The following is a 20,883-nucleotide window of genomic DNA, read 5'->3' on the forward strand; positions in this document are numbered from 1 at the left end:
TTTTCCATCAGAAAGTAAAAATAAATATAAAACCCTTACTTTTGCCGCAAATTTAAAAAACCCATAAAGGGATGTTTGGCATAAATAATAGCGCAAACAAATACAAATTAGGATGCAGCCCAGTGTGGCTTGCAAAATTTTATTGAAAAATGGCAACAAACAGAACATTTACAATGATTAAGCCTGATGCCGTAGAAAACGGACATATAGGGGCTATTCTTGAAAAAATAACTGCAGCAGGGTTTAAAATCGTTGCAATGAAATACACGCAGTTAAGCAAGCGTGATGCAGAAGCGTTTTATGCAATCCACAAAGAGCGCCCGTTTTTTGGGGAATTGGTTGAATTTATGACCCGCGGCCCCATTGTGGCGGCTATTCTTGAAAAAGACAATGCAGTAGAAGATTTTAGAACGCTTATCGGGGCTACCAACCCAGATGAAGCTGCCGAGGGTACCATTCGTAAATTATACGCGGCCTCCATTGGTGAAAATGCCGTTCACGGCTCCGATAGCGATGAAAATGCAGCTATTGAAGGCGCTTTCCATTTTTCGGGAAGGGAAGTTTTTTAAGCAAGAAAAAAATAGTGAAACTCCATTGCTGTAAAGTGATGGAGTTTTTTTATGGTTAGCACAGTAGTATTCAATAAAAACGTATCTCCTTACAGTTCAATTAACCATTAACAAATAACTGGTCCCTTATCCCTGGTCACTGTTATTCAAGGTTTCAGGTTTTTGTTTCAAAGTTGCAAAAGGTTCAAAAGTTTAAATTCATCAACGATCGTTAAACTAATCCCTAGTCCCTAATTAATACAACAATCACCTTAAAACAATACTTTTGACCACCTCTTTGCCCAGCTCCTCATTGAGCATTGTTACAATTTTTTCTTTCCCGTAGCTCAGTTCTTGCCGCAATACGGCCGAAGACAAAGACACATAAAGCACATTGCGCTTTAGCACTACTTGCGTTGTGTAATTGTTAACGCCGTTGCCCATAAGTTTTTGCCATGCATTTTTTACATCGACTTTATCCATGCCTTTATCCAACTTGTTTTCCTGAACAAATTCTTTTAAAGCTTCGTTAAGCGATATGTATTCGTTGCGTCTTTTGGACATTTTATATAAGTTAAATGAGCTAATGTTTTAATGCTCCGCAGAGCCCTTTTTTAATGAGAATTTTTCAAAGCGTTTGTAAAAATAGGTTTTGTCCTGGTCGTTACTAACGGCAAAAATGTCTTTGGTTAATTTAACAAGTTGTTCTTTTCTATACCCCTCTTCATTATTATAAACCATAAAAAATTGCCCGTCTTCTTTTTTTATACTGAAGCTTTCATATTCGTTCATGGAAATAAAAGTGCCGTCCAATCGTGGCATTACTTTTTCACGGGTCCCGGTCGAATCGTTTTTTACCTGAATAAAATCGATAACCGTATTTACCTTATATCCTTTGCTTTCCCCGGAAGGGAAAGTAACCTTCTCGATTTCCCAATAGCCGTTTAACTGGCTAAGGTTTTCAATTTTTTGTTGGGAACAGCCCAAAAGTAAAAAGCTTAACCCGATAACTATTTTTAATTTCAATACAAATGTTTTTGTGCCAATTACAAAGTTAGGTAAAAGTTTAGCGCATACTGTTTAAAAACCCTGCAATTTTATATGGAAGAATCTTAAAATATAACGTTAGAATTCATTAAATGATGTGGGGGTATTCCGATGAATTCATTTTATGGGCGAACTAGGATTTCATTTTTTACGATAATTACATTGGTTTTTAGGAGCAATGCTTTTTCTTGTTCCAAAAAAGCGCTTATTTTCTTTTCATTATCTGTAATTTCTATTAAATGTGGATGATTATAATGACGAGTCTCTCCAACGCCCCAATTGATTTTTTCCTTATTGAAATACCCTTTACCGATGTTAATGTTTAAAACCTGGTGTAGGTCAAGAGCTTTGGCCCGCTTTATTAGTTCTGTAGAAAAATCAGGAGCATATATTTTCTTCCAAAAAGAACGGTCTTTTATTTTCTGACCATATTCAAAATAAATTCTAATGGTAATTATGTTGTTCATTTTTTATTTCTTTTATTTTTAATTTCAGACAAATGCAAGCCTTTTTCCCTAATGAATGAGGTGTGTTTAGGGCTTCCTATTATTTGTGAAGAATATACCCCTGAGTGACCTGAAAATAGATAGGCTGTACTGCAGGCCAAGGCAATAAATACTCCAGATTCTACGCCAAATAACTCAATGCCCATTACGGTACATGCAATAGGAGTATTGGTGGCTCCAGCAAAAACAGCCACAAAGCCCATTCCGGCTAATAAGCCCATTGGTAGCGGGATAAACCATATCAAAACATTCCCTAAAGCCGCCCCAATATAAAAAAGAGGTGTTACTTCTCCTCCTTTAAAACCGGCTCCTAAAGTAAAAGATGTGAATAATAGCTTTAACAAAAAGTCATAAGAATTAAGCTTGATATTAAAAGAATCCACAATGGTCGGTATTCCAAGCCCGATATATTTTGTAGTCCCCATTGCATAAATAGCTATTGCTAAAATAACACCCCCAATAGCAGGGCGCAGTGGAGGATATGAAATAAATTTTTTAAATAGGCTGTTCCAAAAATGTGTGGATTTAGAAAATAGCATCGCTACCAAACCAAATAAAATACCTGCCAATAAAGCCCATAATACGTTTTCAGGGTTTATTTCTGCAACTGTTTTAATATGGTAATGTGTATGTCCAACATTCCAGATACTGCAAAAGTAATCGGCAAATACCGCTGCCATAAAACTTGGTATAATGGCATCAAGCCTTATTCTGCCCAGAACAAGCACTTCCAGAGCAAAAATACCGCCGGCGAGCGGTGTTCCAAAAACCGAAGCAAAACCTGCGCTAATCCCAGCAATTAATACAATTCTCCTGTCTCTTTTGGAGAGTTTAAAGATTTTTGTAAATCTATCTGCAACTGCACCTCCAATTTGTACAGCCGTACCTTCCCGGCCCGCAGAACCCCCAAACAAATGCGTAACAACAGTGCCAAATAAAACAAGGGGTGCCATTCTAAACGGAATGATTTTTTTAGGTGAATGAAATTCTTCCAACAATAAATTATTTCCTTTTACGACACTGTTTCCATAAAGATGGTAAGATAGCCCAATAATCAAACCGCCAACAGGAAGAAGACCGATAATCCATATATGTGATTCTCTCCATCCGGTTGCCCAGTTTAAACTAATAAGAAAAAATGCAGAAATACTTCCGGCTACAATTCCCAGCAATAAACATATTACAATCCATTTTAATAAATAAATCAAGGAAGGGATTTGCTCAAAAGAGCTCAAGAAATTTTTAATTTTGAGAATGTTCATATGGCGTTTTTATATACAATTCTACTTTGGCATAAGCCATTTAAAGTAGAAGCCATCAGCTTTTATAAAGCGGTTCAAGGCAGGCCTCATTGCCATATGAAGCTGCAAATTTACACTAAAAAATAAATTAACTGTATAGGTTGAAGATAAATTTTTACAAACCAATCATTTTGTACGATTGGTGTGTTTGCTTGACCACATTTTCGGTACGCTCGTAATGCGTATCGCTTATAAATATTTGACCAAATTCGTCCTGGTCTACCAGTTCAATAATCTGGCTAACGCGGTTTTCGTCCAACTTGTCAAAAATATCATCCAATAAGAGTATGGGGGTATGTCCGGCCTGTGCTTTTATAAAATCGAACTGTGCCAGTTTTAGTGCAATTAAAAAGGATTTTTGCTGTCCTTGGCTACCAAATTTTTTTATGGGAAAACCTTCAATTTCAAAATTAAGGTCGTCTTTGTGCGTGCCTACCGAAGTATATTGCAAGGCTTTGTCCTTGTTGAGGTTTTCAAGAAAGAGGTCGGCAAGCGGTTGTTCGTGCAGCTGACTTTGGTACGAGAGGTCAATTTGTTCTTGTCCCCCTGAAATGGCCGTGTACCGCTCTTTAAAAATCGGGATAAAAACCTCTAAAAAGGCCTTCCGTTCCCGGTATATCTTGCTTCCGTATTCGTTAAGCTGTTGGTTGTATACCGCTAAAGTGTCTGTATTAAAAGTATTATTGAGCGCAAAATATTTTAAAAGGGAATTTCTTTGTGCCAGTACTTTGTTGTAGTTAATAAGGTTTTGTAGGTATGGCCTGTTGCTTTGGGAGATGACGCTGTCTATAAATTTTCTTCTGGTTTCGCTTCCTTCAACAATAAGGTCCCTGTCGGCTGGGGATATAATCACCAATGGTATAAAGCCAATATGGTCAGATAATTTATCATACACTTTGCCGTTGCGTTTTATGGTCTTTTTTTGCCCCTTTTTTAAGCTGCAAATAATGTTCTCTTCCTTTTCTCCCCTTAGAAAGCCACCATCTACTACAAAAAACGACTCTCCATGCCTTATATTTTGTGAAGCAATAGGGTTAAAATAGCTTTTCCCAAAAGAAAGCAGGTAAATAGCGTCCAGTGCATTTGTCTTGCCAATACCGTTTTGACCTACAAAACAATTGATTTTAGCATCAAACTCGAAACGCTGTGAAGTAAAATTCTTAAAATTAATAACCGATAATTTTTGCAACTGCATTATGGACCTTCTGCTTTTATTAAGATTTTAGTACCTTGTAAGAAGTTGCAAATTATTGAAAATAATCAAATAAATTCCCTTTCCTATTTGAATAAAAATTTTATTTTTGCGAGGCTTAAAAAAATGAAGATATGGCAACATATAAGAAAAGAGGTTATAAAAAACCAACCGGTAAGGAGGAAACTTCAGCTCACGACGCGCATAGCACGACCGAAGAGGTTTTTAGTACTTTAGACCAAAGTGCTAGTAAGACAGAAGAATGGGTAGCTAGAAACCAAAAAGTAATTCTTGGCGCCATAGGTGTAATTGCTTTGGTGGTTTTGGGGTTCTTGGCATATCAGCAATTTGTAATGAAGCCAAAAGAGGCAGAAGCTTCCAACGAAATGTTTTTCGCCCAACAATATTTTGACGAGGCCGTGAACAGTACAGCCAAAGATTCTTTGTACGGGCTTGCCCTAAACGGTGCAGAAGGAAAATATGGCTTACTTGACATTATTGACAATTACAGTGGTACAAAAGCCGCTAATTTAGCACATTACAGTGCCGGAATGGCATATTTGAATACCGGAAAATATGATGAAGCTATAAAATATCTTCAAGACTTTGACTCAGATGACCCTATTTTAGGGGCGCTTGCCAAAGGTGGGATAGGCGATGCTTTTGTTCAATTGGGTCAGGAAAGCGATGCGCTTGAGTATTACGAAAAGGCCATTGCACATTCTGATAATGCCTTTACCACCCCCAAATTTTTATTCAAATCCGGTGTAATGGCAATGCAAGAAGGCAATAAAGATAAAGCCTTGAAAAATTTCAACAGGATTAAAGATGAATATCCAGATTCTGAAGAAGGAAGAACCATTGATATCTATATTGGTAAGGCCGAAACTGCCAAATAAATAATCGATTGTTATTTCTTTTGTTCTTTATCGACTAAAGGGCAGCAATTAATGTAGAGTATAAATATGGCTACTGAAAATAAAAATTTATCAGTTTACGATAAAACAACAATCCCAAATGCGAAGAACCTTCGGTTTGGGATTGTTGTTTCTGAATGGAACGGCAAAATAACCGAAGGTTTATACAATGGGGCATTAAGTGCCTTGCTCGATTGTGGCGCGGTAGTGGAAAATATTATCCGATGGGACGTTCCCGGAAGTTTCGAACTTACGTACGGTGCCAAGAAAATGATTTTAAAGCACGAACCCGATGCAATTATAGTTATAGGAAGCGTAATTCAAGGAGAAACCAAACACTTCGACTTTGTTTGTAGTGCCGCCGCACAAGGGATAAAAGACCTGAACGTAAAATACAATACGCCCGTAATTTTTTGTGTTCTTACAGACAATACCATGCAACAGGCCATAGACAGGAGCGGGGGCAAACATGGAAATAAAGGAACAGAGGCTGCTATAGCGGCCATTCAAATGGCAGTTCTTGGAAATTAACGGTTTCTTCTGTTTTTTTCTTTCATCTTCAACAAGCTCCATGCCCGAACAAAAAAACACAACCGCATAACAATAGTATAAAAGCTCGTAATGTAAAGCGGTATTGTTAACAATTTTTAGGAGTTAAAAGCCTCGATTCTCTTTGTTTTTAAGTAATTTTGATAATTAGCATATAATTATTGTTTTTGATGGGGCGCTTTTTAAATAAAACCATCAAAAATTATAACCTGTAAATATAAAACCGTGAGGCTTCCAACACTTTTTAAACAACGATCTGCAAAAGGGTATAGCTATACCCCAAGATATTACGATGAACGAAAAGAACGTTTGGAGGAGCTTAAAAAAAGTAAGGAGAATAGAAGCAACGAAGATTATTTTAAAGGCTACAGAAGGAAAAGCTACCGTGAAGACTGGAAATCGACCCGAAAACCTTCCGTGGACACAAATTCCCGATTTAGATTTATTGTAATCCTTATTTTACTGCTCATGTTTGCCATGGTTGCGGTTCGGTATATTAATTTAGATAAACTCTTTTAATGGCGGATATTATTCAGCTTTTACCGGATCATGTTGCCAACCAAATTGCAGCAGGAGAGGTGGTACAAAGACCAGCTTCTGTTGTTAAAGAGCTCATTGAGAATGCCGTTGATGCCGGGAGTACTTCCATAAAATTAATTATTAAAGATGCGGGAAAGACCCTTGTTCAAGTGGTCGACAATGGTAAGGGAATGAGCGAAACCGATGCACGCTTGTCTTTTGAAAGGCATGCAACCTCAAAAATTAAGGCTGCCGAAGACCTTTTTCAATTGCATACCAAAGGATTTCGTGGTGAGGCACTGGCATCTATTGCCGCAATTGCCCATGTGGAAATGAATACAAGGCAGGCAGATGAAGAGGTTGGCGTTCAAATAAAAATTGAAGGGAGCACGGTTGTAGGGCAAGATGTTACCGTAATACCGCAGGGAACTTCCATATCGGTAAAAAATCTTTTTTTTAACATTCCGGCACGCAGAAACTTCTTAAAGTCAGATACAGTAGAGCTGCGCCATATTATCGACGAGTTCCATCGGGTGGCACTGGCGCATCCAGACATTCATTTTGAATTTTATAATAACGGAAGCGAACTTTTCAACCTTCCGGTTTCTAACTTAAGGCAAAGGATCGTTCATATCTTTGGAGGAAAAACCAATGAAAAACTGGTTCCCGTTGAAGAAGAAACGGAAGTGGTAAACTTAAAGGGCTTTATTTGCAAGCCCGAGTTTGCCAAAAAGACCAGGGGCGAACAGTTTTTTTTTGTGAATAACCGGTTTATAAAAAATTCGTATTTGCACCATGCAGTTTGTGCCGCTTTTGAAGGGCTAATCAAAGAACAGACACACCCGAGTTATTTCCTGTTTCTGGAAGTAGATCCATCGGGGATCGATATCAATATCCACCCTACAAAGACCGAAGTTAAATTTGATGACGAACATGCCATGTATGCCATATTGAGGTCGGCTGTAAAGCATAGTCTGGGGCAGTTCAACGTAGCCCCGGTTTTAGATTTTGAACGGGACTCCAATTTGGATACTCCTTATGGTTATAAATCTAAGAATGTAAATTTTCCAACCGTGGAAGTGGACGCGGACTTTAACCCTTTTGAAAAAGAAAATAAAGGAAAAGTTTCTGTAAGTTACCCCAAACAAGAACGATTAAACAACAGTTGGGAAAGTTTATATGTTGGGCTGGAAAAAAAATCGGATTTTAGTTCCATTGAATTTGAATCAGAAGAAGTTACAGGGTCACTTTTTAACGAAAAAGAAGATGAAGTTTCAACGGCCACGTATCAACTCCATAAAAAATATATTGTTACCACCATCAAATCCGGGATGGTAATAATTAGCCAGCACCGGGCACACCAAAGGGTGTTGTACGAGCAGTATTTAAAAAATATTACGGTAGACAAGGGCGTGAGCCAACAATTGCTTTTTCCCTTAAAACTGAATTTTTCGCACACCGAAATAGAATTATTAAAAGAATTAAAGGACAGTTTGGAGAATACAGGCTTTATTTTTTCTAATTTTAAGGATGATGAAGTGGCGGTAAATGGAATTCCGCTCAATATTTCAGAAAGCGAAGTGGCAATGGTGGTAGATCAGTTATTGTCCGATTTTCAATCGGAAATACCGGAAAGTTCATTCTCGCAAGCCGATATTTTGGCAAAGGCAATGTGTAAGACCTTGGCCGTAAAAAGCGGGGAAATATTAAACGCAGCTTCACAAGAAGCATTGGTAAACAACCTTTTTGCAACCAAAGACCCCACGGTGTCGCCGTTTAACAAGCCCACATATATAACAATGTCGGTTGAAGAAATAGATAAAAAATTTTTATAATATTAAGATAAATTCCAAATAATGGGCAGAATTACCGATGCTGTAAAGCATTTATTAATAATTAATGTGTTGTTTTTTATAGCTACACAATTGTTGGGAGATCAAATGTACGATCTCTTTTCGCTTTGGTTTCCTAAAAACGAACATTTTCAGCTGTGGCAAATCGTTACGCATATGTTTATGCATGGAGGATTTATGCATATTTTGTTCAATATGTATGCACTTTGGGCATTTGGTACGCCATTGGAGCAGATATGGGGCCGTAACAAGTTCTTTTTCTTTTATTTTTCTGCCGGTCTGGGTGCTGCGTTAATTCATACATTGGTTAATTACTATTATTTTAATGAAGGAATGCAAGCATTGTTAAATGCAGGATTTAACCAGGCCAATATTATGGACATAATCAGTCAGGGAAAATTTGATACAGCCTGGCAGAATGCCATTCCGCAAAGCACATTACAGAATTTTTTAGGGGCATATATGACGCCGGCCGTGGGTGCTTCCGGGGCCATTTATGGAGTATTGGTAGCCTTTGGGATGATGTTCCCCAATGCCGAGCTCATGCTTATATTTTTACCCATCCCGATTAAGGCAAAATATTTTATTCCCGGACTTATTCTATTGGATTTGTTTTCGGGCGTTACGGGATTTTCGGTCTTCGGTGGCGGTATAGCGCATTTTGCACACGTTGGAGGCGCCATATTTGGATTTATCATGATGTGGTACTGGAAACGCAACCAGTTTAAAAATAACCGTTGGGATTGAAAAAGGAATAACGAAAGACAGATAGTGCCAAAAAATAATAAAAACGGTCAATAAACCTAAATCATGGGGATAACAAACGACATACGATACAAATTTTCAACATTGAATATTGCTGAAAAAATCATTGTGATCAATGTTGCTATCTTTATTATTGATACATTGTTGGTGTTTCTTTTACAGCTACCGGGAGATTATATAATGCGTTGGTTCGAGCTTCCAAAAAGCTTTAATGTGTTTCTTTTACAGCCGTGGTCTTTGGTAACCTATGCCTTTTTTCACGGAGGGTTTATGCATATATTCTGGAATATGATATTGTTGTATTTTTCATCTAGGATATTTTTAAATCTGTTAAGCAAAAAATATTTTTTGAATGTTTACTTTTTAGGGGCCATTAGCGGGGGCATACTTTTTTTGTTGAGCTACAATATATTCCCTGCATTTTCGGGTATTAATTCTTCGCTTATAGGTGCCTCGGCTGCTATTATGGCCATATTGATATTTATTTGTACTTATTTGCCCAACCAAGAGGTAAGAATCATATTTTTCAATATAAAACTATGGTATATTGGCGCCTTATTTGTGCTATTGGACCTTATACAATTACCGTTGGGAAATTCGGGCGGCCATATAGCACATTTGGGAGGCTCTTTGTTAGGTTTTGTTTATGCAAAAAAGCTTCAGGAGGGTACCGATATCGGAGCTGGGTTTTCAAACCTGATGTCGTCCGTGGGAAATATGTTTTCCAAAAGGAAGAAATCCCCATTAAAAACGGTGCATAAAAATAAACAACGGCCAACAGCTTCAAGAAACAATAAGGCTTCCGGGAACGAACACCAAAAACAAATTGACGCCATTCTCGATAAAATAAGCAAAAGCGGCTATGAAAGCCTGTCCAAGGAAGAAAAGGATTTTCTGTTCAAGGCCGGTAAAGAATAAATAAACCAACCAATAACCACAACCAACCGACGATGAAAAAGCTTAACTGGTTTCATAAAACATTATTTCTTGTTAATTCGGTTTTTGCTTTTCTGCTATTGCTAAGTTTGTTGGTTCCTTATGTACCCATAAAATCATTTCCCAAGATTGCTATTTTTAGTTTGGCCACTCCTATTTTAATCATCTTAAATATCCTTTTTATGGGGTATTGGATAATCAGGCTGAAAAAACAATGGCTGTTATCTTTTTTTGTATTGCTATTGGGTTATCAGCAAGTGGCTTCCTTATACAAATTTTCGGGAAAACAAAATGTGGCAACCAGTTCGGCGCTCAAGGTAATGACATACAACGTACGTGTGTTTGATGTTTATAAATGGATTGGCAAGGATGGTGTTTTTGATGATATTTTGGGAGTCATCAAGCAAGAAAATCCCGATATACTGTGTTTACAGGAGTTTTATTACACCAAGGAAAAGGCATTTAAGTTTTACCCGTACCGGTTTGTAAAATATAAAACCAAAGAGACCGGGCAGGCCATTTATTCAAAATTTCCAATTATTAACAAAGGTTCGCTCAATTTCCCCAATTCCGGGAACAATGCCATTTATGCCGATATTGTCAAGGATAACGACACCATAAGGGTATATAATTTGCACATGCAATCGTTTCATATAAATCCACAGGACGAAGAAATTTCCCAGGAAAATTCAGGACGATTGGCAAGGCGCATGGGGGCGGTGTTTTCCAAACAGCAAATACAGACCAATATTTTTGTATCGCATAAAGAAAAATGCCCTTATAAAACCATTACTTGTGGCGATTTAAACAACAATCAATATTCTGCAATTTATAATCAGATAAAAGGGAACGACGTAGATACCTTCGATGAACAAGGCAGTGGAACGGGAAAAACCTATTATTTTAAATATTTTCCTTTTAGGATAGATTTTATTTTAGTTGATGAGGCAATCCCGGTAATTTCCCATAAAAACCGTTACGAATTGCTTTCCGATCATTATCCAGTGATTTCCCAGTTAAAGATTTAAGTTTAGTTTATGTATGTTATATGCGTAAGTAAGTACAATGCCATTTGGTGGTAAAGATGTTACAAGAAAACAATGTATTTATACATCATATATTATTTATATTTCATTATACTTTTGAAGTAAGACTGTTACTCTTTTTCTAAGGAGGATTTAATCTTATAACTAACCAAAAATAGTATTATGACATCAACAGGCAATCTGCAATATCCGCAAGTATATGGAGCAGTAATGCTATCCCGAATATCCTTGTCCGTTTTAAAAAAAGCAAGAGGAGGTACAGCGCAATTGCTATATAAGAATGAAAAAAATGAAAGCCTATGCTGCACCGGTCGGGATCAAAAACAGGACTTGCCCAAAGATGATCTACATCTATAACAATCCCAAGCAATAAAATAAGGCTAACCTTTATAAAATCCTTTCTAAATAAAAAATGTGCAATAAGTACCGGGGCAATAAAATGAAGGCCATAATGAATAATAAACCGAAACACCGAAATATATTTTATGGGTTTTGTTGTTCCAAACTAAGTTGGTCTAAATAGCTTAACGCATTGGTGCCTTCGTTGAACAATAAATCCAACCCGCTTAAATTTTCTATAAACCCATGCTTGGCATCAAAGACTTGGGTATAAGGATCAAAACCGTAATTCTTTTCCTTTTTTGCAAGTACCAGAGAACGTAGGTCCTGGTACTTTGTAACTTCAACCCGGTAGGTTTCTGTATATTTTAGGGCTATTTCCAGTTGAAGGCAATCTGCCATGAGCATGATGCTTTCGAGGTTCATATCATACAGAAAACGGTGCTTTTTTTCAAAAAAGGGTGCAAATTCATCTTCATAAAATTCAAAAAATGGAGAAGTCCTATAGGCCGTTTGAATTGATTTCCAATGTTGTTTTTTCCAATCAAAACTATCTTCCAGCATAACGTCCCTGTATTTTTGATGCCCCTCTCCTTTGGTGTGTTTAATGGGAATGGAAAGCAACTGTTTTCCATTCGGACTGTATATATATGTTCTATTTCTATAGGTCTGCTTTTGGTAATTGTCCTGTTTTTCAAAGATAATATCCCCTTCATTCTCATTTAGCGCTACCCAATGAGCCACCGAAGGAAAATATGTAGGATGAATAATGGTTTGCATGAATAGGTTTATAAGGTTGAAAGTATGTAAAGTTAAAAGTCATTGAAAAAGATCCCATAAACCGAACCATATCCCAATACGATAATTACAGAATATCAAGCCCAGCTTAATTATCAGCTATTTCCTTTTTTCCTTTTTTTGAATTTGCTGTACCCATACCAAAGCGCAAGAGCAACCAGGAAATAAACCAAATAAGAGCGGGGTTTGCCCTCACCACCAACAGTAGTGAACACGCGATCCCAACGAACTTTGTTCCAGAAAGGCCCACTAGCATTGCTGTCCCAACTAAACCATATAAAAACAGGTTTTCCAACAACATGATCTTCAGGTACATACCCCCAATAGCGGCTGTCTTCTGATGCATGGCGGTTATCTCCCATCATCCAGTAATAATCCTGTTTAAAAGTATAGGTTGTGGCAGGTTTGTTGTTAATGGAGATTTGGCTTCCGTTTACTTGAACAGTATTCCCTTCATAACGCTCAATAATGCGTTTATACAGTGGTAATACATCTAGGTTGAGTTCCACGGTTTTTCCTTTCTGTGGAATGTAAATGGAACCGTATTGATCTTGATTCCATGGGCATTTGCTTGATTGAGGAAAAACAGGTGCCATTTTAGAGGCTCCTTTGGATTCTATGTTGCGTTTAACACTAATTACATTCGGGTTGTCCTTTAGCATATCTGCTGCTTTCTCTGTCATAGCAGAAAAATAATAAATCCCTTGTTTTACTTGGCCAAAACTTCCCGTTACCCCATAACGTTCGTACATGTACCTCGGCGTAAGGTTGCCTTTGGCCTGTACATAATAAGAGTATTGCGGCTTGGCCCTGTCGGGTAACTCCAGGCGCTTGTTGTTTATGTATACATAGCCATCTTTTATAGAAAGGGAGTCTCCGGGAAGCCCAACGCAACGTTTGACATAGTTTGATTTTTTGTCGATGGGTTTGCGGATTTTTCTATGTGTAATTTTAAAAAATTGTTCAACTGTATCTGTTGGCCAACTAAAAACGACAATGTCGTTTCTTTTAATTTTTTGCAAGCCGGGAAGCCTAAAATAGGGCAATTGTGGCTTGTTTATGTACGATTTTGTGTTTAGTACGGGAATTGTATCGTGTACCATTGGAAAAGCAACAGTTGTCATGGGTGTTCTGGCACCATAATGAAACTTGCTCACAAATAAAAAATCGCCTACCAATAATGTTTTTTCCAAAGATGAAGTGGGGATAACATAAGGTTGCATAAAATAGGTGTGAACAAGAGTTGCCGCAACAATAGCAAAAAGGATAGAGCTTACCCATTCTCCCGTAGCTGTTCTGGGCTTGAGGTCCCTGTCTTCTATATAAGTAGCATCTAAAGCATAGTTTACGTAAAAAATATAAAAACCAAGGGTTAAAATTACAAGCCAAGTATCTGCGGTACTGTTCCTGCCAAAACTCCTAATGGTTTCCACCCAAACCACGGGAATCATGATCAGGTTTATAATCGGTATAAAAAGCAGGATGACCCACCACCATGGGCGGTTGATTATTTTCATTAAAATAACGGCGTTGTATATGGGAACAATTGCTTCCCAAGGTTTTCTCCCTGCTTTTATGTATAATTTCCATGTAGCCAGAAAATGAATTACCTGGATTACCAGAAAAAAAATAAACCATTGTGTCATTGTCATAGTTGTATGCTTTATATACTTTACATTTTACCAAGAGGGCTTAAGTAAAGCGTTTAATTGGGTAAAAATAATTTTTTTCTTAATGATATAGGCCCTGGTAAGAATCAAATTTAGCATTTAACCCAAGTTTAACACATCCTTCATGCTAAAAACCCCTGTTTTTCTCTGAATCCATTCAGCAGCAATAACCGCGCCAAGGGCAAAGCCTTCACGGTTGTGGGCTGTGTGTTTTATATCAATTGTATCCACATCGCTTTTGTAGCTAATACTATGGGTCCCCGGGACTTCTGGCTCCCGTAGGGCGGTAATCGGGATTTCGTTTTCTTGGGCCTCTTCCAGTTTCCATCCGGTATTCTCGGTATTTTTTATAATTCCCTCAGCTAAAGTAATGGCAGTTCCGCTCGGCGCATCCTGTTTTTGTGTATGATGGATTTCTTCCATGCTAACTTTGTATTGCGATAGGTTTTTCATCATCTTGGCGAGGTATTCATTCAGTTCAAAAAATACATTCACGCCCAAGCTAAAATTGGATGCATAGATAAAGGCCCCTTTGTTTTCGTTACAAATGGACACGGCCTCATTGTATTTGTCGAGCCAGCCCGTAGTTCCTGAAATTACGGGAACATTGTTTTCCAAGCAATGTTTTATATTGTTAAAGGCTGCCGATGGAATGCTAAAATCTATGGCCACATCGGCTTTGGTAATAGCTACATCATCACTGTTGTTTACATCTACCTTGGCAATAATTTCATGATTACGGGATATGGCAATTTTTTCTATCATTTTTCCCATTCTTCCGTATCCGAGTAATGCTATCTTCATTGGTTGTTATTTTTATTTTAAAAGTGGTCCTTTTGTTGTGTTTAATTGGATCGAAAAGCAATCCTTAAACGGTATATTTTATAAAAACATTAAAAATTTAAGCTTAACCTCACACCATAGTTTGGTTTATAGTCAATTTGATTTTGTTCTAAATATGGCTTTAACGATAATTGCTCGTTTACATTGAATTGCTTTAAATGTGCATCCACATTGGCATCAATGATATTAAGGGCATACAAGCCAATGGTAATGAGCAGGGAAAGGTCCCGGTTTTGTTGGTAAAATTCCTGGGCATCCCGCAGTGCATCGTCACTTACATCCGGATTTCCGGGAACGATACCATCATTGTTTATATCGTAAAATTCATCATCGGTAAAACCTGCGAGGCGCCTTTTATAAGCATCGCGGTATTGATTGTAGTTCTGCGTGTTCTTTATATAAAAATATACCCCGGTACCAATAGCCCCGTAAACAATGGGCACTTTCCAGTAACTTTTGTTGTAAATCTGTCCCAGTCCCGGCAATATGGCTGAGTAAAACGCTGCCTTCGCAGGGGATAGCGGATCTATATTTACGGGCAGTTTAGCAATACTGTCTTTCTTCTGCTGTCTTTTTAATTGGCGCAACTCTTTTTTAGAAAGGGTATCGGTAGCTTTTAAGGTATCTTGGATTTGATAAGGTGCAAGACTGTCCTGTGCCTCCTTTTCCAGTTTCCTAAGCTCCCTTTGTGTCATTTCATGGACAGCCTCAGTTTCTGGTTTTTGAGGTACCGAATCTGTAGCCTTTTCCTGCGCTATGGAATAGAAATGAAAAAGCAATAAAAATATGGCGGCAATACTTCTTTTAAGCACTATTTAAAAAGTTTTGTAAGACGTAAAAAGTCTTCTTTGGAATGAAAGGGGATAATAAACTTTCCCTTACCATTCTTAGCTACTTTAACGTCTACTTTAGAAGAAAAGTATTCGGTAAGTTCCTCAATATTATTTGAAATATAATCGGGGAGCTCCGGAGCGGTATTTTTAGTGTTTTTTTGTTCCTTGCCTGTTTGGTATTCCCTTACCAATTTCTCGGTATCCCTTACGGAAAGCGAATTGGAAATTACTTTTTCATAAATTTCCAGTTGGTCTTTTTTGTTTTCAATGTTTATAAGGGCGCGTCCATGTCCCATGCTAACGAACCCATCTCGCATACCGGTTTGGATAATGGGGTCCAGCTTCAATAAACGCAGGTAATTGGTTATGGTAGAACGTTTTTTGCCTACCCGGTCGCTCAATTGTTCCTGAGTAATGTTTATTTCGTCGATAAGGCGCTGGTACGAAAGCGAAATTTCTATCGGGTCCAGATCCTGGCGTTGAATGTTCTCTACCAATGCCATTTCCAGCGACTCTTGGTCGTTGGCAATACGGATATATGCAGGAATGGTTTTAAGGCCTGCTAATTTGGAGGCCCTGAGGCGCCTTTCACCAGAAACCAATTGATATTGGTTGAACTCGATTTTCCTGACGGTAATAGGTTGGATTACACCTAGTTCCCTGATAGAGGTAGAGAGTTCCTGTAACGTTTCTTCGTTAAAATTGGTACGTGGCTGAAATGGGTTTACTTCAATGGAATCAATATCCAGTTCAACAATATTGCCCACCACTTTATCGGCATTTTTATCCGAAGCTGTTTTAATATCATTGTCCGGATCTTTTAACAATGCCGATAATCCTCTTCCTAAAGCCTGTTTTTTTGTTGCCTTTGCCATTTAAACCGTTTGCTTGTTCTTTTTTATTATTTCATGTGCCAAACTCAGGTAATTGGTAGCTCCTTTGCTGGTGGCATCATAATTAATAATGGTTTCCCCATAACTTGGTGCCTCGCTCAAACGAACGTTCCGCTGTATGATAGTGTCAAAAACCATATCGCTAAAGTGTTTTTGCACTTCTTCCACAACTTGGTTGGAAAGTCTTAACCTGGAATCGTACATGGTAAGCAACAAGCCTTCAATGTCCAGATTCGGGTTGTGTATTTTTTGAACACTTTTTATAGTGTTTAATAATTTTCCAAGACCTTCCAATGCAAAATATTCGCATTGTATTGGAATGATAACCGAGTCGGATGCCGTTAAGGCGTTCAATGTTAACAGTCCCAGGGAAGGTGCACAATCAATTAAAATATAATCATAGGCTTCCTTCAAATCTTTAATGGCCTTGCCCAACATGTATTCGCGCTCGTCTTTATCTACCAATTCAATTTCGATAGCAACAAGGTCAATATGTGCAGGTATTAGATCAACGTTTGGGGAATCCGTTTGTATAATAGTCTCACTCGGTTTTGCCGAATGTTCCAATAATTGATAAGTACCCCCCTCAACCGTTTCAACATCAATTCCTAGACCGGAAGTAGCATTCGCCTGCGGATCAGCATCAATGAGAAGTACTTTTTTCTCCAATACCCCCAATGAAGCAGCAAGGTTAACAGATGTTGTGGTCTTTCCAACACCACCTTTTTGATTAGCTACAGCAATTACTTTGCCCATGTGTTTATATTCGATTTTAGTAAGGTATATTTAGTCAGGTAAAAATACAATTATTTGTGAGTTTAGAAAATGAATTTTGTTAACAGTTATCCACAGCCTTATTTTTACATCACATAATAATTGCCATATAACTGTTTTATCATGGAAATAGATGGATGTCGATTGTCAGAACACAGTTAAAATGTTTTTTCTCGGGGAGCTGTTTCCCGCTTTTTGCTATACTGCATGAAAACTTCGTTTTCTCTGGGGGTGCCGCTACAACCGGGACTGGAAATACTGTTTCAGGTGTAGGCTCGATGAAGGGTAAATCGCATATTATTCCATGGGTAAATAGGTCAACGAGGAAAGTTTTTCTGGTTAAGGGTTGATAGTTATTTGTTGCTCGTTACTCGTCGTGACCCTAATTAGGCCACTAAACTAAATTTTCTGGTCTATATTTTTATTTATATACTTGACAAATTTTGTCAAGTCAAAATATGGAAAATAGCTTCGGGGAAACAATACGCAAATTGCGAGAAGGAAATAATCTTCTTTTAAGAGAGGTTTCAGCAAAACTGGAAATTGATGCTTCTGTTTTGAGTAAAATTGAAAACAATAATAGAATAGCAAAAAAAGAACTTATTAAAAAGTTTGCTAAAATATATAACGTAGATTACAACAAACTATTAATAATATGGCTTTCGGATAAAATAGTAAATGAGCTAAAAGACGAGAATAATATTGATGAAATATTAAAAATAGCAGGGCAAAAAATAAAATATGGGAAAGAATAAACTAATGGACTATCATCGCTTTTTAGATGAAGCTGGAGATACTACTTTCTATGGCAAAGGAAAGAAAAACATTATTGGACAAGATGGAGTGTCTAAAACCTTCATTCTTGGTATGATAAAAGTGAAAGACCCATTAGATGAAGTCAGAGATAAAATAAACGCGCTTCAAAATAAGATTGTTAGTGATGAATTTTATCACGTTCCAAGTGTCTTAAAAAAGATTAATAAATCTGGTTATTACTTACACGCTACAGATGATTTACCAGAGGTTAGAAAGGAGATGTTTGACTTAATGAAAACCATAAATTGCAGCTTTGAGGCTGTTGTTGGAAGAAAAGATATTGAGCGTTATGAAACAAAACACAAAGGGAAAGAAGAGTATTTCTATGCGGATTTACTTTCACATTTGCTTAAAAACAAACTCTCAAAGCACGACAAACTTGTTATGCATATTTCTGAACGCGGAAAAAGCACCAAAAACCATAATTTAGAATTAGCATTTCTTAAAGCCAAACAAAGGTTCTCTAAAATTAACGGAAACAATGAATCAAAAACTAAAGTAGTTTTCAATGTAAATTATCCGACAAAAGACCCATTACTAAATTTGGCAGATTACTTCTGTTGGACTATTCAGCGAGTGTTTGAAAGAGGAGAAATTAGATACTATAACTTTATTAAAGACCAAGTGAAACTGGTAATTGACTTGTACGACACTAAAAAATATGATGGGTGGAAAAATTATTATGACAACCGAAAAAATCCATTAACGGCTGAAAATAAAATAAGCCCACCAAAACACTAATTCCAAATTAAATTTGAAATAACGACTTGGAGTCGACTTTCGTGTTTTGCAGACTTAACTATTGCAAATGTACAAAATATTTATGAATTTATAAAAAAGTATACCAATAACGTATCCTATGAAAAATAGCTAACCTTGTACCAAACTATTGTTAATATTCAATCTATTAACGTTATATTAGACGAAAAAGTATATGAAATGTTACACGTTACTTTTCATATGTGTACCGAGAGTAACGAACGGCTGAAATTCGTTACGTAACTGTTTATAAGATGGTGGAACCGACCCACCGGTGCTGTTCTACAGGGGAGAGCATCAAACCCCATAAGGTACTTTGGTAAAGAGCCAAGGTATTGAGCGTTATGGAAACGACTGTGCCACGAGTGTGGCCAGGTATGAATAAAGGAGATGAATGCAAATGAACCTCTGATGAAGTGTCGAGAAAGTGCAACCTTCTGTCAAAGTGTTTGAAGTATGACAAACATGATAAGTTTAGCGGTTACCTGTTTACTGGCTAAGCGGCAGGCGTCATTTAGGAGGCATGACCTTTATTTGGGCTTATAAGTGGAACTCGGGAACCTGTGCCAAGATGCAAAGTGAAAGGCACAATAGCGCAAACTAGAGGCTAAATAGCGATGCTTGGTTCAGAGGCGGACCAGTCTGTAGTAGTGATGAAGCTCCTGTAATTGGAGTGGAACAAAGGGGTTAGCTAATTTAAAATACGATTTGCCAACTTTAAAGAGGATGAGCTTATATTTGTAAATTAAATTAGGAGAGCCGTATGATGGGAGACTATCACGTACTGTGAGCGGGTAAGGGTGAAACTCCCTTTTCCTACTCGACACAAACACGTTATGACTTTAATCTTTATATCAACATCGAACACCTAACAATAACCCACGCTTATATTTTCAGTCACTTAGACGGAGGAGAAGTCTCGTATTATTCCATGAGTAAATAGGTCAACGAGGAAAGTTTTTCTGGTTAAGGGTTGATAGTTGTTCGTTGCCGGTTGTTCTTTGTTATTTTAAGCCTTGAACCCGAAACCTATTTTTTCTTACTTCTTATCATGGCCTCCAACATATCCCACATTTCTTCGGGAATGGCTTCCAAGATATTAAACTGTCCGGCTCCTTTAAGCCATTCGCCACCATCCAAAGTAATAACCTCGCCATTTAAGTAGGCACTAAAATCCGATACCATGTATGCCGCCAAATTGGCCAGTTCCTGATGTTCGCCAACTCTTTTTAAAGGTACTTTTTTTGCCAGGTCAAACTTTTCCTTTAATTCTCCCGGTAGCAAACGGTCCCAAGCCCCTTTTGTAGGAAACGGCCCCGGTGCAATGGCATTAAACCGCATACCGTATTTTGCCCATTCTACGGCCAAACTACGTGTAAGTGCAAGTACGCCGGCCTTTGCCGTAGCCGATGGAACCACATATGCAGAACCCGTCCATGCATAAGTAGTTACAATATTTAACACGGCCGTATTTTGCTGTTTGGTATCGATCCAATGTTTCCCGCACGCCAATGTACAGTTTTTTGTCCCTTTTAAAACAATGTCGATAATGGTATCAAAAGCATTGGCGGAAAGCCTCTCGGTAGGAGAAATAAAATTTCCGGCAGCATTGTTTAATAAAATGTCGACTTTTCCAAAGTTATCAATAACGGTTTTGTGCATAGCTTCAACTTGGTCGTAATGCCTAACATCGCACTTTACCGCCAAGCATTTGCCGCCGGTTTCGGTTTCTAGTTCCTTGGCTGTATTTTGTAGCTTTTCAAGGTTTCTGGAAGTAATGGCCACTTGTGCGCCTAATTCTAAAAAGTATTTGGTCATGGCTTTTCCAAGTCCGCTGCCACCTCCTGTTACTATAATGTTTTTACCTTTAAGGGCATCGTCACGGAGCATTTTATCTGTGTATTTCATATGTGTGTTTTAGTTTGTTCAAGGTTCAGAGTTGTAAAGGTTCAAAGCTGCATTGGCTCAAAGCTCAATAA

23 protein-coding genes and 1 riboswitch are annotated in these 20,883 nt (G+C 37.8%); of the genes, 10 read left to right on the top strand and 13 right to left on the bottom strand.

All coding sequences use genetic code 11. The features are described from left to right. The first annotated feature begins 149 nt into the window (after positions 1-149). Positions 150-569: a nucleoside-diphosphate kinase gene (locus PSF86_RS02955; protein ID WP_277898572.1), complete on the top strand. Its 420-nt coding sequence runs from the start codon at positions 150-152 to the stop codon at positions 567-569. Positions 570-815: 246 nt separating this feature from the next. Here PSF86_RS02955 and PSF86_RS02960 read toward each other — a convergent pair whose 3' ends face one another. The 5 genes from PSF86_RS02960 to recF all read right to left on the bottom strand — a co-directional run bounded on the left by PSF86_RS02960 (position 816) and on the right by recF (position 4,597). Next, complete coding sequence (locus PSF86_RS02960; protein ID WP_277898573.1) at positions 816-1,112, bottom strand: DciA family protein; 297 nt, start codon at positions 1,110-1,112, stop codon at positions 816-818. Positions 1,113-1,139: 27 nt separating this feature from the next. Further along, positions 1,140-1,574, bottom strand: coding sequence for a hypothetical protein (locus PSF86_RS02965; protein ID WP_277898574.1), 435 nt, complete (start codon positions 1,572-1,574; stop codon positions 1,140-1,142). A 143-nt stretch (positions 1,575-1,717) separates the two neighbouring features. After that, on the bottom strand, positions 1,718-2,062 hold the full coding sequence (locus tag PSF86_RS02970; RefSeq protein ID WP_277898575.1) for a hypothetical protein: 345 nt from the start codon (positions 2,060-2,062) through the stop codon (positions 1,718-1,720). Next, entirely contained in the window at positions 2,059-3,363 is a 1,305-nt protein-coding gene (locus PSF86_RS02975) for a voltage-gated chloride channel family protein (RefSeq protein WP_277898576.1), read from the bottom strand. Before PSF86_RS02975 ends, PSF86_RS02970 begins: the two co-directional genes overlap by 4 nt. Positions 3,364-3,402: 39 nt before the next feature. Next, positions 3,403-3,466: riboswitch (Fluoride riboswitch) on the bottom strand. 51 nt (positions 3,467-3,517) lie between these two features. Then, a complete protein-coding gene (gene recF, locus PSF86_RS02980; RefSeq protein ID WP_277898577.1) occupies positions 3,518-4,597 on the bottom strand; it encodes a DNA replication/repair protein RecF in 1,080 nt (359 codons plus the stop codon). 131 nt (positions 4,598-4,728) lie between these two features. Here recF and PSF86_RS02985 point away from each other — a divergent pair, with 131 nt between their 5' ends. The 7 genes from PSF86_RS02985 (at position 4,729) to PSF86_RS03015 (ending at position 11,161) form a co-directional block, all read left to right on the top strand. Further along, positions 4,729-5,493, top strand: coding sequence for a tetratricopeptide repeat protein (locus tag PSF86_RS02985; RefSeq protein WP_277898578.1), 765 nt, complete (start codon positions 4,729-4,731; stop codon positions 5,491-5,493). A 66-nt stretch (positions 5,494-5,559) separates the two neighbouring features. Next, complete coding sequence (ribH, locus tag PSF86_RS02990) at positions 5,560-6,042, top strand: 6,7-dimethyl-8-ribityllumazine synthase (RefSeq protein WP_277898579.1); 483 nt, start codon at positions 5,560-5,562, stop codon at positions 6,040-6,042. A 243-nt stretch (positions 6,043-6,285) separates the two neighbouring features. After that, complete coding sequence (locus PSF86_RS02995) at positions 6,286-6,579, top strand: hypothetical protein (protein WP_277898580.1); 294 nt, start codon at positions 6,286-6,288, stop codon at positions 6,577-6,579. Next, on the top strand, positions 6,579-8,414 hold the full coding sequence (gene mutL / locus PSF86_RS03000; RefSeq protein WP_277898581.1) for a DNA mismatch repair endonuclease MutL: 1,836 nt from the start codon (positions 6,579-6,581) through the stop codon (positions 8,412-8,414). Before PSF86_RS02995 ends, mutL begins: the two co-directional genes overlap by 1 nt. A gap of 21 nt (positions 8,415-8,435) precedes the next feature. Continuing rightward, a complete protein-coding gene (locus tag PSF86_RS03005; RefSeq protein WP_277898582.1) occupies positions 8,436-9,179 on the top strand; it encodes a rhomboid family intramembrane serine protease in 744 nt (247 codons plus the stop codon). A gap of 63 nt (positions 9,180-9,242) precedes the next feature. Continuing rightward, complete coding sequence (locus PSF86_RS03010) at positions 9,243-10,115, top strand: rhomboid family intramembrane serine protease (RefSeq protein ID WP_277898583.1); 873 nt, start codon at positions 9,243-9,245, stop codon at positions 10,113-10,115. 32 nt (positions 10,116-10,147) lie between these two features. Further along, entirely contained in the window at positions 10,148-11,161 is a 1,014-nt protein-coding gene (locus PSF86_RS03015) for an endonuclease/exonuclease/phosphatase family protein (protein WP_277898584.1), read from the top strand. A 178-nt stretch (positions 11,162-11,339) separates the two neighbouring features. Here PSF86_RS03015 and PSF86_RS03020 read toward each other — a convergent pair whose 3' ends face one another. The 7 genes from PSF86_RS03020 to PSF86_RS03050 all read right to left on the bottom strand — a co-directional run bounded on the left by PSF86_RS03020 (position 11,340) and on the right by PSF86_RS03050 (position 17,311). Continuing rightward, the gene (locus tag PSF86_RS03020; RefSeq protein WP_277898585.1) at positions 11,340-11,651 is read right to left on the bottom strand and encodes a DUF6122 family protein; all 312 of its coding nucleotides are present in this window, start codon (positions 11,649-11,651) and stop codon (positions 11,340-11,342) included. Positions 11,652-11,662: 11 nt separating this feature from the next. After that, a complete protein-coding gene (locus PSF86_RS03025) occupies positions 11,663-12,298 on the bottom strand; it encodes a WbqC family protein (RefSeq protein ID WP_277898586.1) in 636 nt (211 codons plus the stop codon). Between the two features lie 113 nt (positions 12,299-12,411). Further along, complete coding sequence (gene lepB, locus PSF86_RS03030) at positions 12,412-13,968, bottom strand: signal peptidase I (protein ID WP_277898587.1); 1,557 nt, start codon at positions 13,966-13,968, stop codon at positions 12,412-12,414. Positions 13,969-14,085: 117 nt separating this feature from the next. Further along, positions 14,086-14,790 carry a 4-hydroxy-tetrahydrodipicolinate reductase gene (gene dapB, locus PSF86_RS03035; RefSeq protein WP_277898588.1) on the bottom strand — a complete coding sequence of 235 codons (705 nt, stop codon included), beginning with the start codon at positions 14,788-14,790 and terminating at the stop codon, positions 14,086-14,088. 89 nt (positions 14,791-14,879) lie between these two features. Beyond that, a complete protein-coding gene (locus tag PSF86_RS03040; RefSeq protein ID WP_277898589.1) occupies positions 14,880-15,641 on the bottom strand; it encodes a DUF5683 domain-containing protein in 762 nt (253 codons plus the stop codon). After that, positions 15,641-16,537: a ParB/RepB/Spo0J family partition protein gene (locus PSF86_RS03045; RefSeq protein WP_277898590.1), complete on the bottom strand. Its 897-nt coding sequence runs from the start codon at positions 16,535-16,537 to the stop codon at positions 15,641-15,643. The genes PSF86_RS03040 and PSF86_RS03045 overlap by 1 nt, the downstream gene beginning before the upstream one ends. Beyond that, a complete protein-coding gene (locus tag PSF86_RS03050; RefSeq protein ID WP_277898591.1) occupies positions 16,538-17,311 on the bottom strand; it encodes a ParA family protein in 774 nt (257 codons plus the stop codon). A 476-nt stretch (positions 17,312-17,787) separates the two neighbouring features. Between PSF86_RS03050 and PSF86_RS03055 the strand changes: the two genes are divergently transcribed. Then, a complete protein-coding gene (locus PSF86_RS03055) occupies positions 17,788-18,084 on the top strand; it encodes a helix-turn-helix domain-containing protein (RefSeq protein WP_277898592.1) in 297 nt (98 codons plus the stop codon). Then, positions 18,071-18,886 carry a DUF3800 domain-containing protein gene (locus tag PSF86_RS03060; protein ID WP_277898593.1) on the top strand — a complete coding sequence of 272 codons (816 nt, stop codon included), beginning with the start codon at positions 18,071-18,073 and terminating at the stop codon, positions 18,884-18,886. Before PSF86_RS03055 ends, PSF86_RS03060 begins: the two co-directional genes overlap by 14 nt. 1,047 nt (positions 18,887-19,933) lie before the next feature. On the opposite strand, the gene PSF86_RS03065 is transcribed toward PSF86_RS03060, so the two are convergent. Then, complete coding sequence (locus PSF86_RS03065) at positions 19,934-20,812, bottom strand: SDR family oxidoreductase (RefSeq protein ID WP_277898594.1); 879 nt, start codon at positions 20,810-20,812, stop codon at positions 19,934-19,936. Positions 20,813-20,883 lie beyond the last annotated feature (71 nt).

The organism is Galbibacter pacificus (assembly GCF_029603165.1).
GTDB classification, from domain to species: Bacteria; Bacteroidota; Bacteroidia; order Flavobacteriales; family Flavobacteriaceae; genus Galbibacter; species Galbibacter pacificus.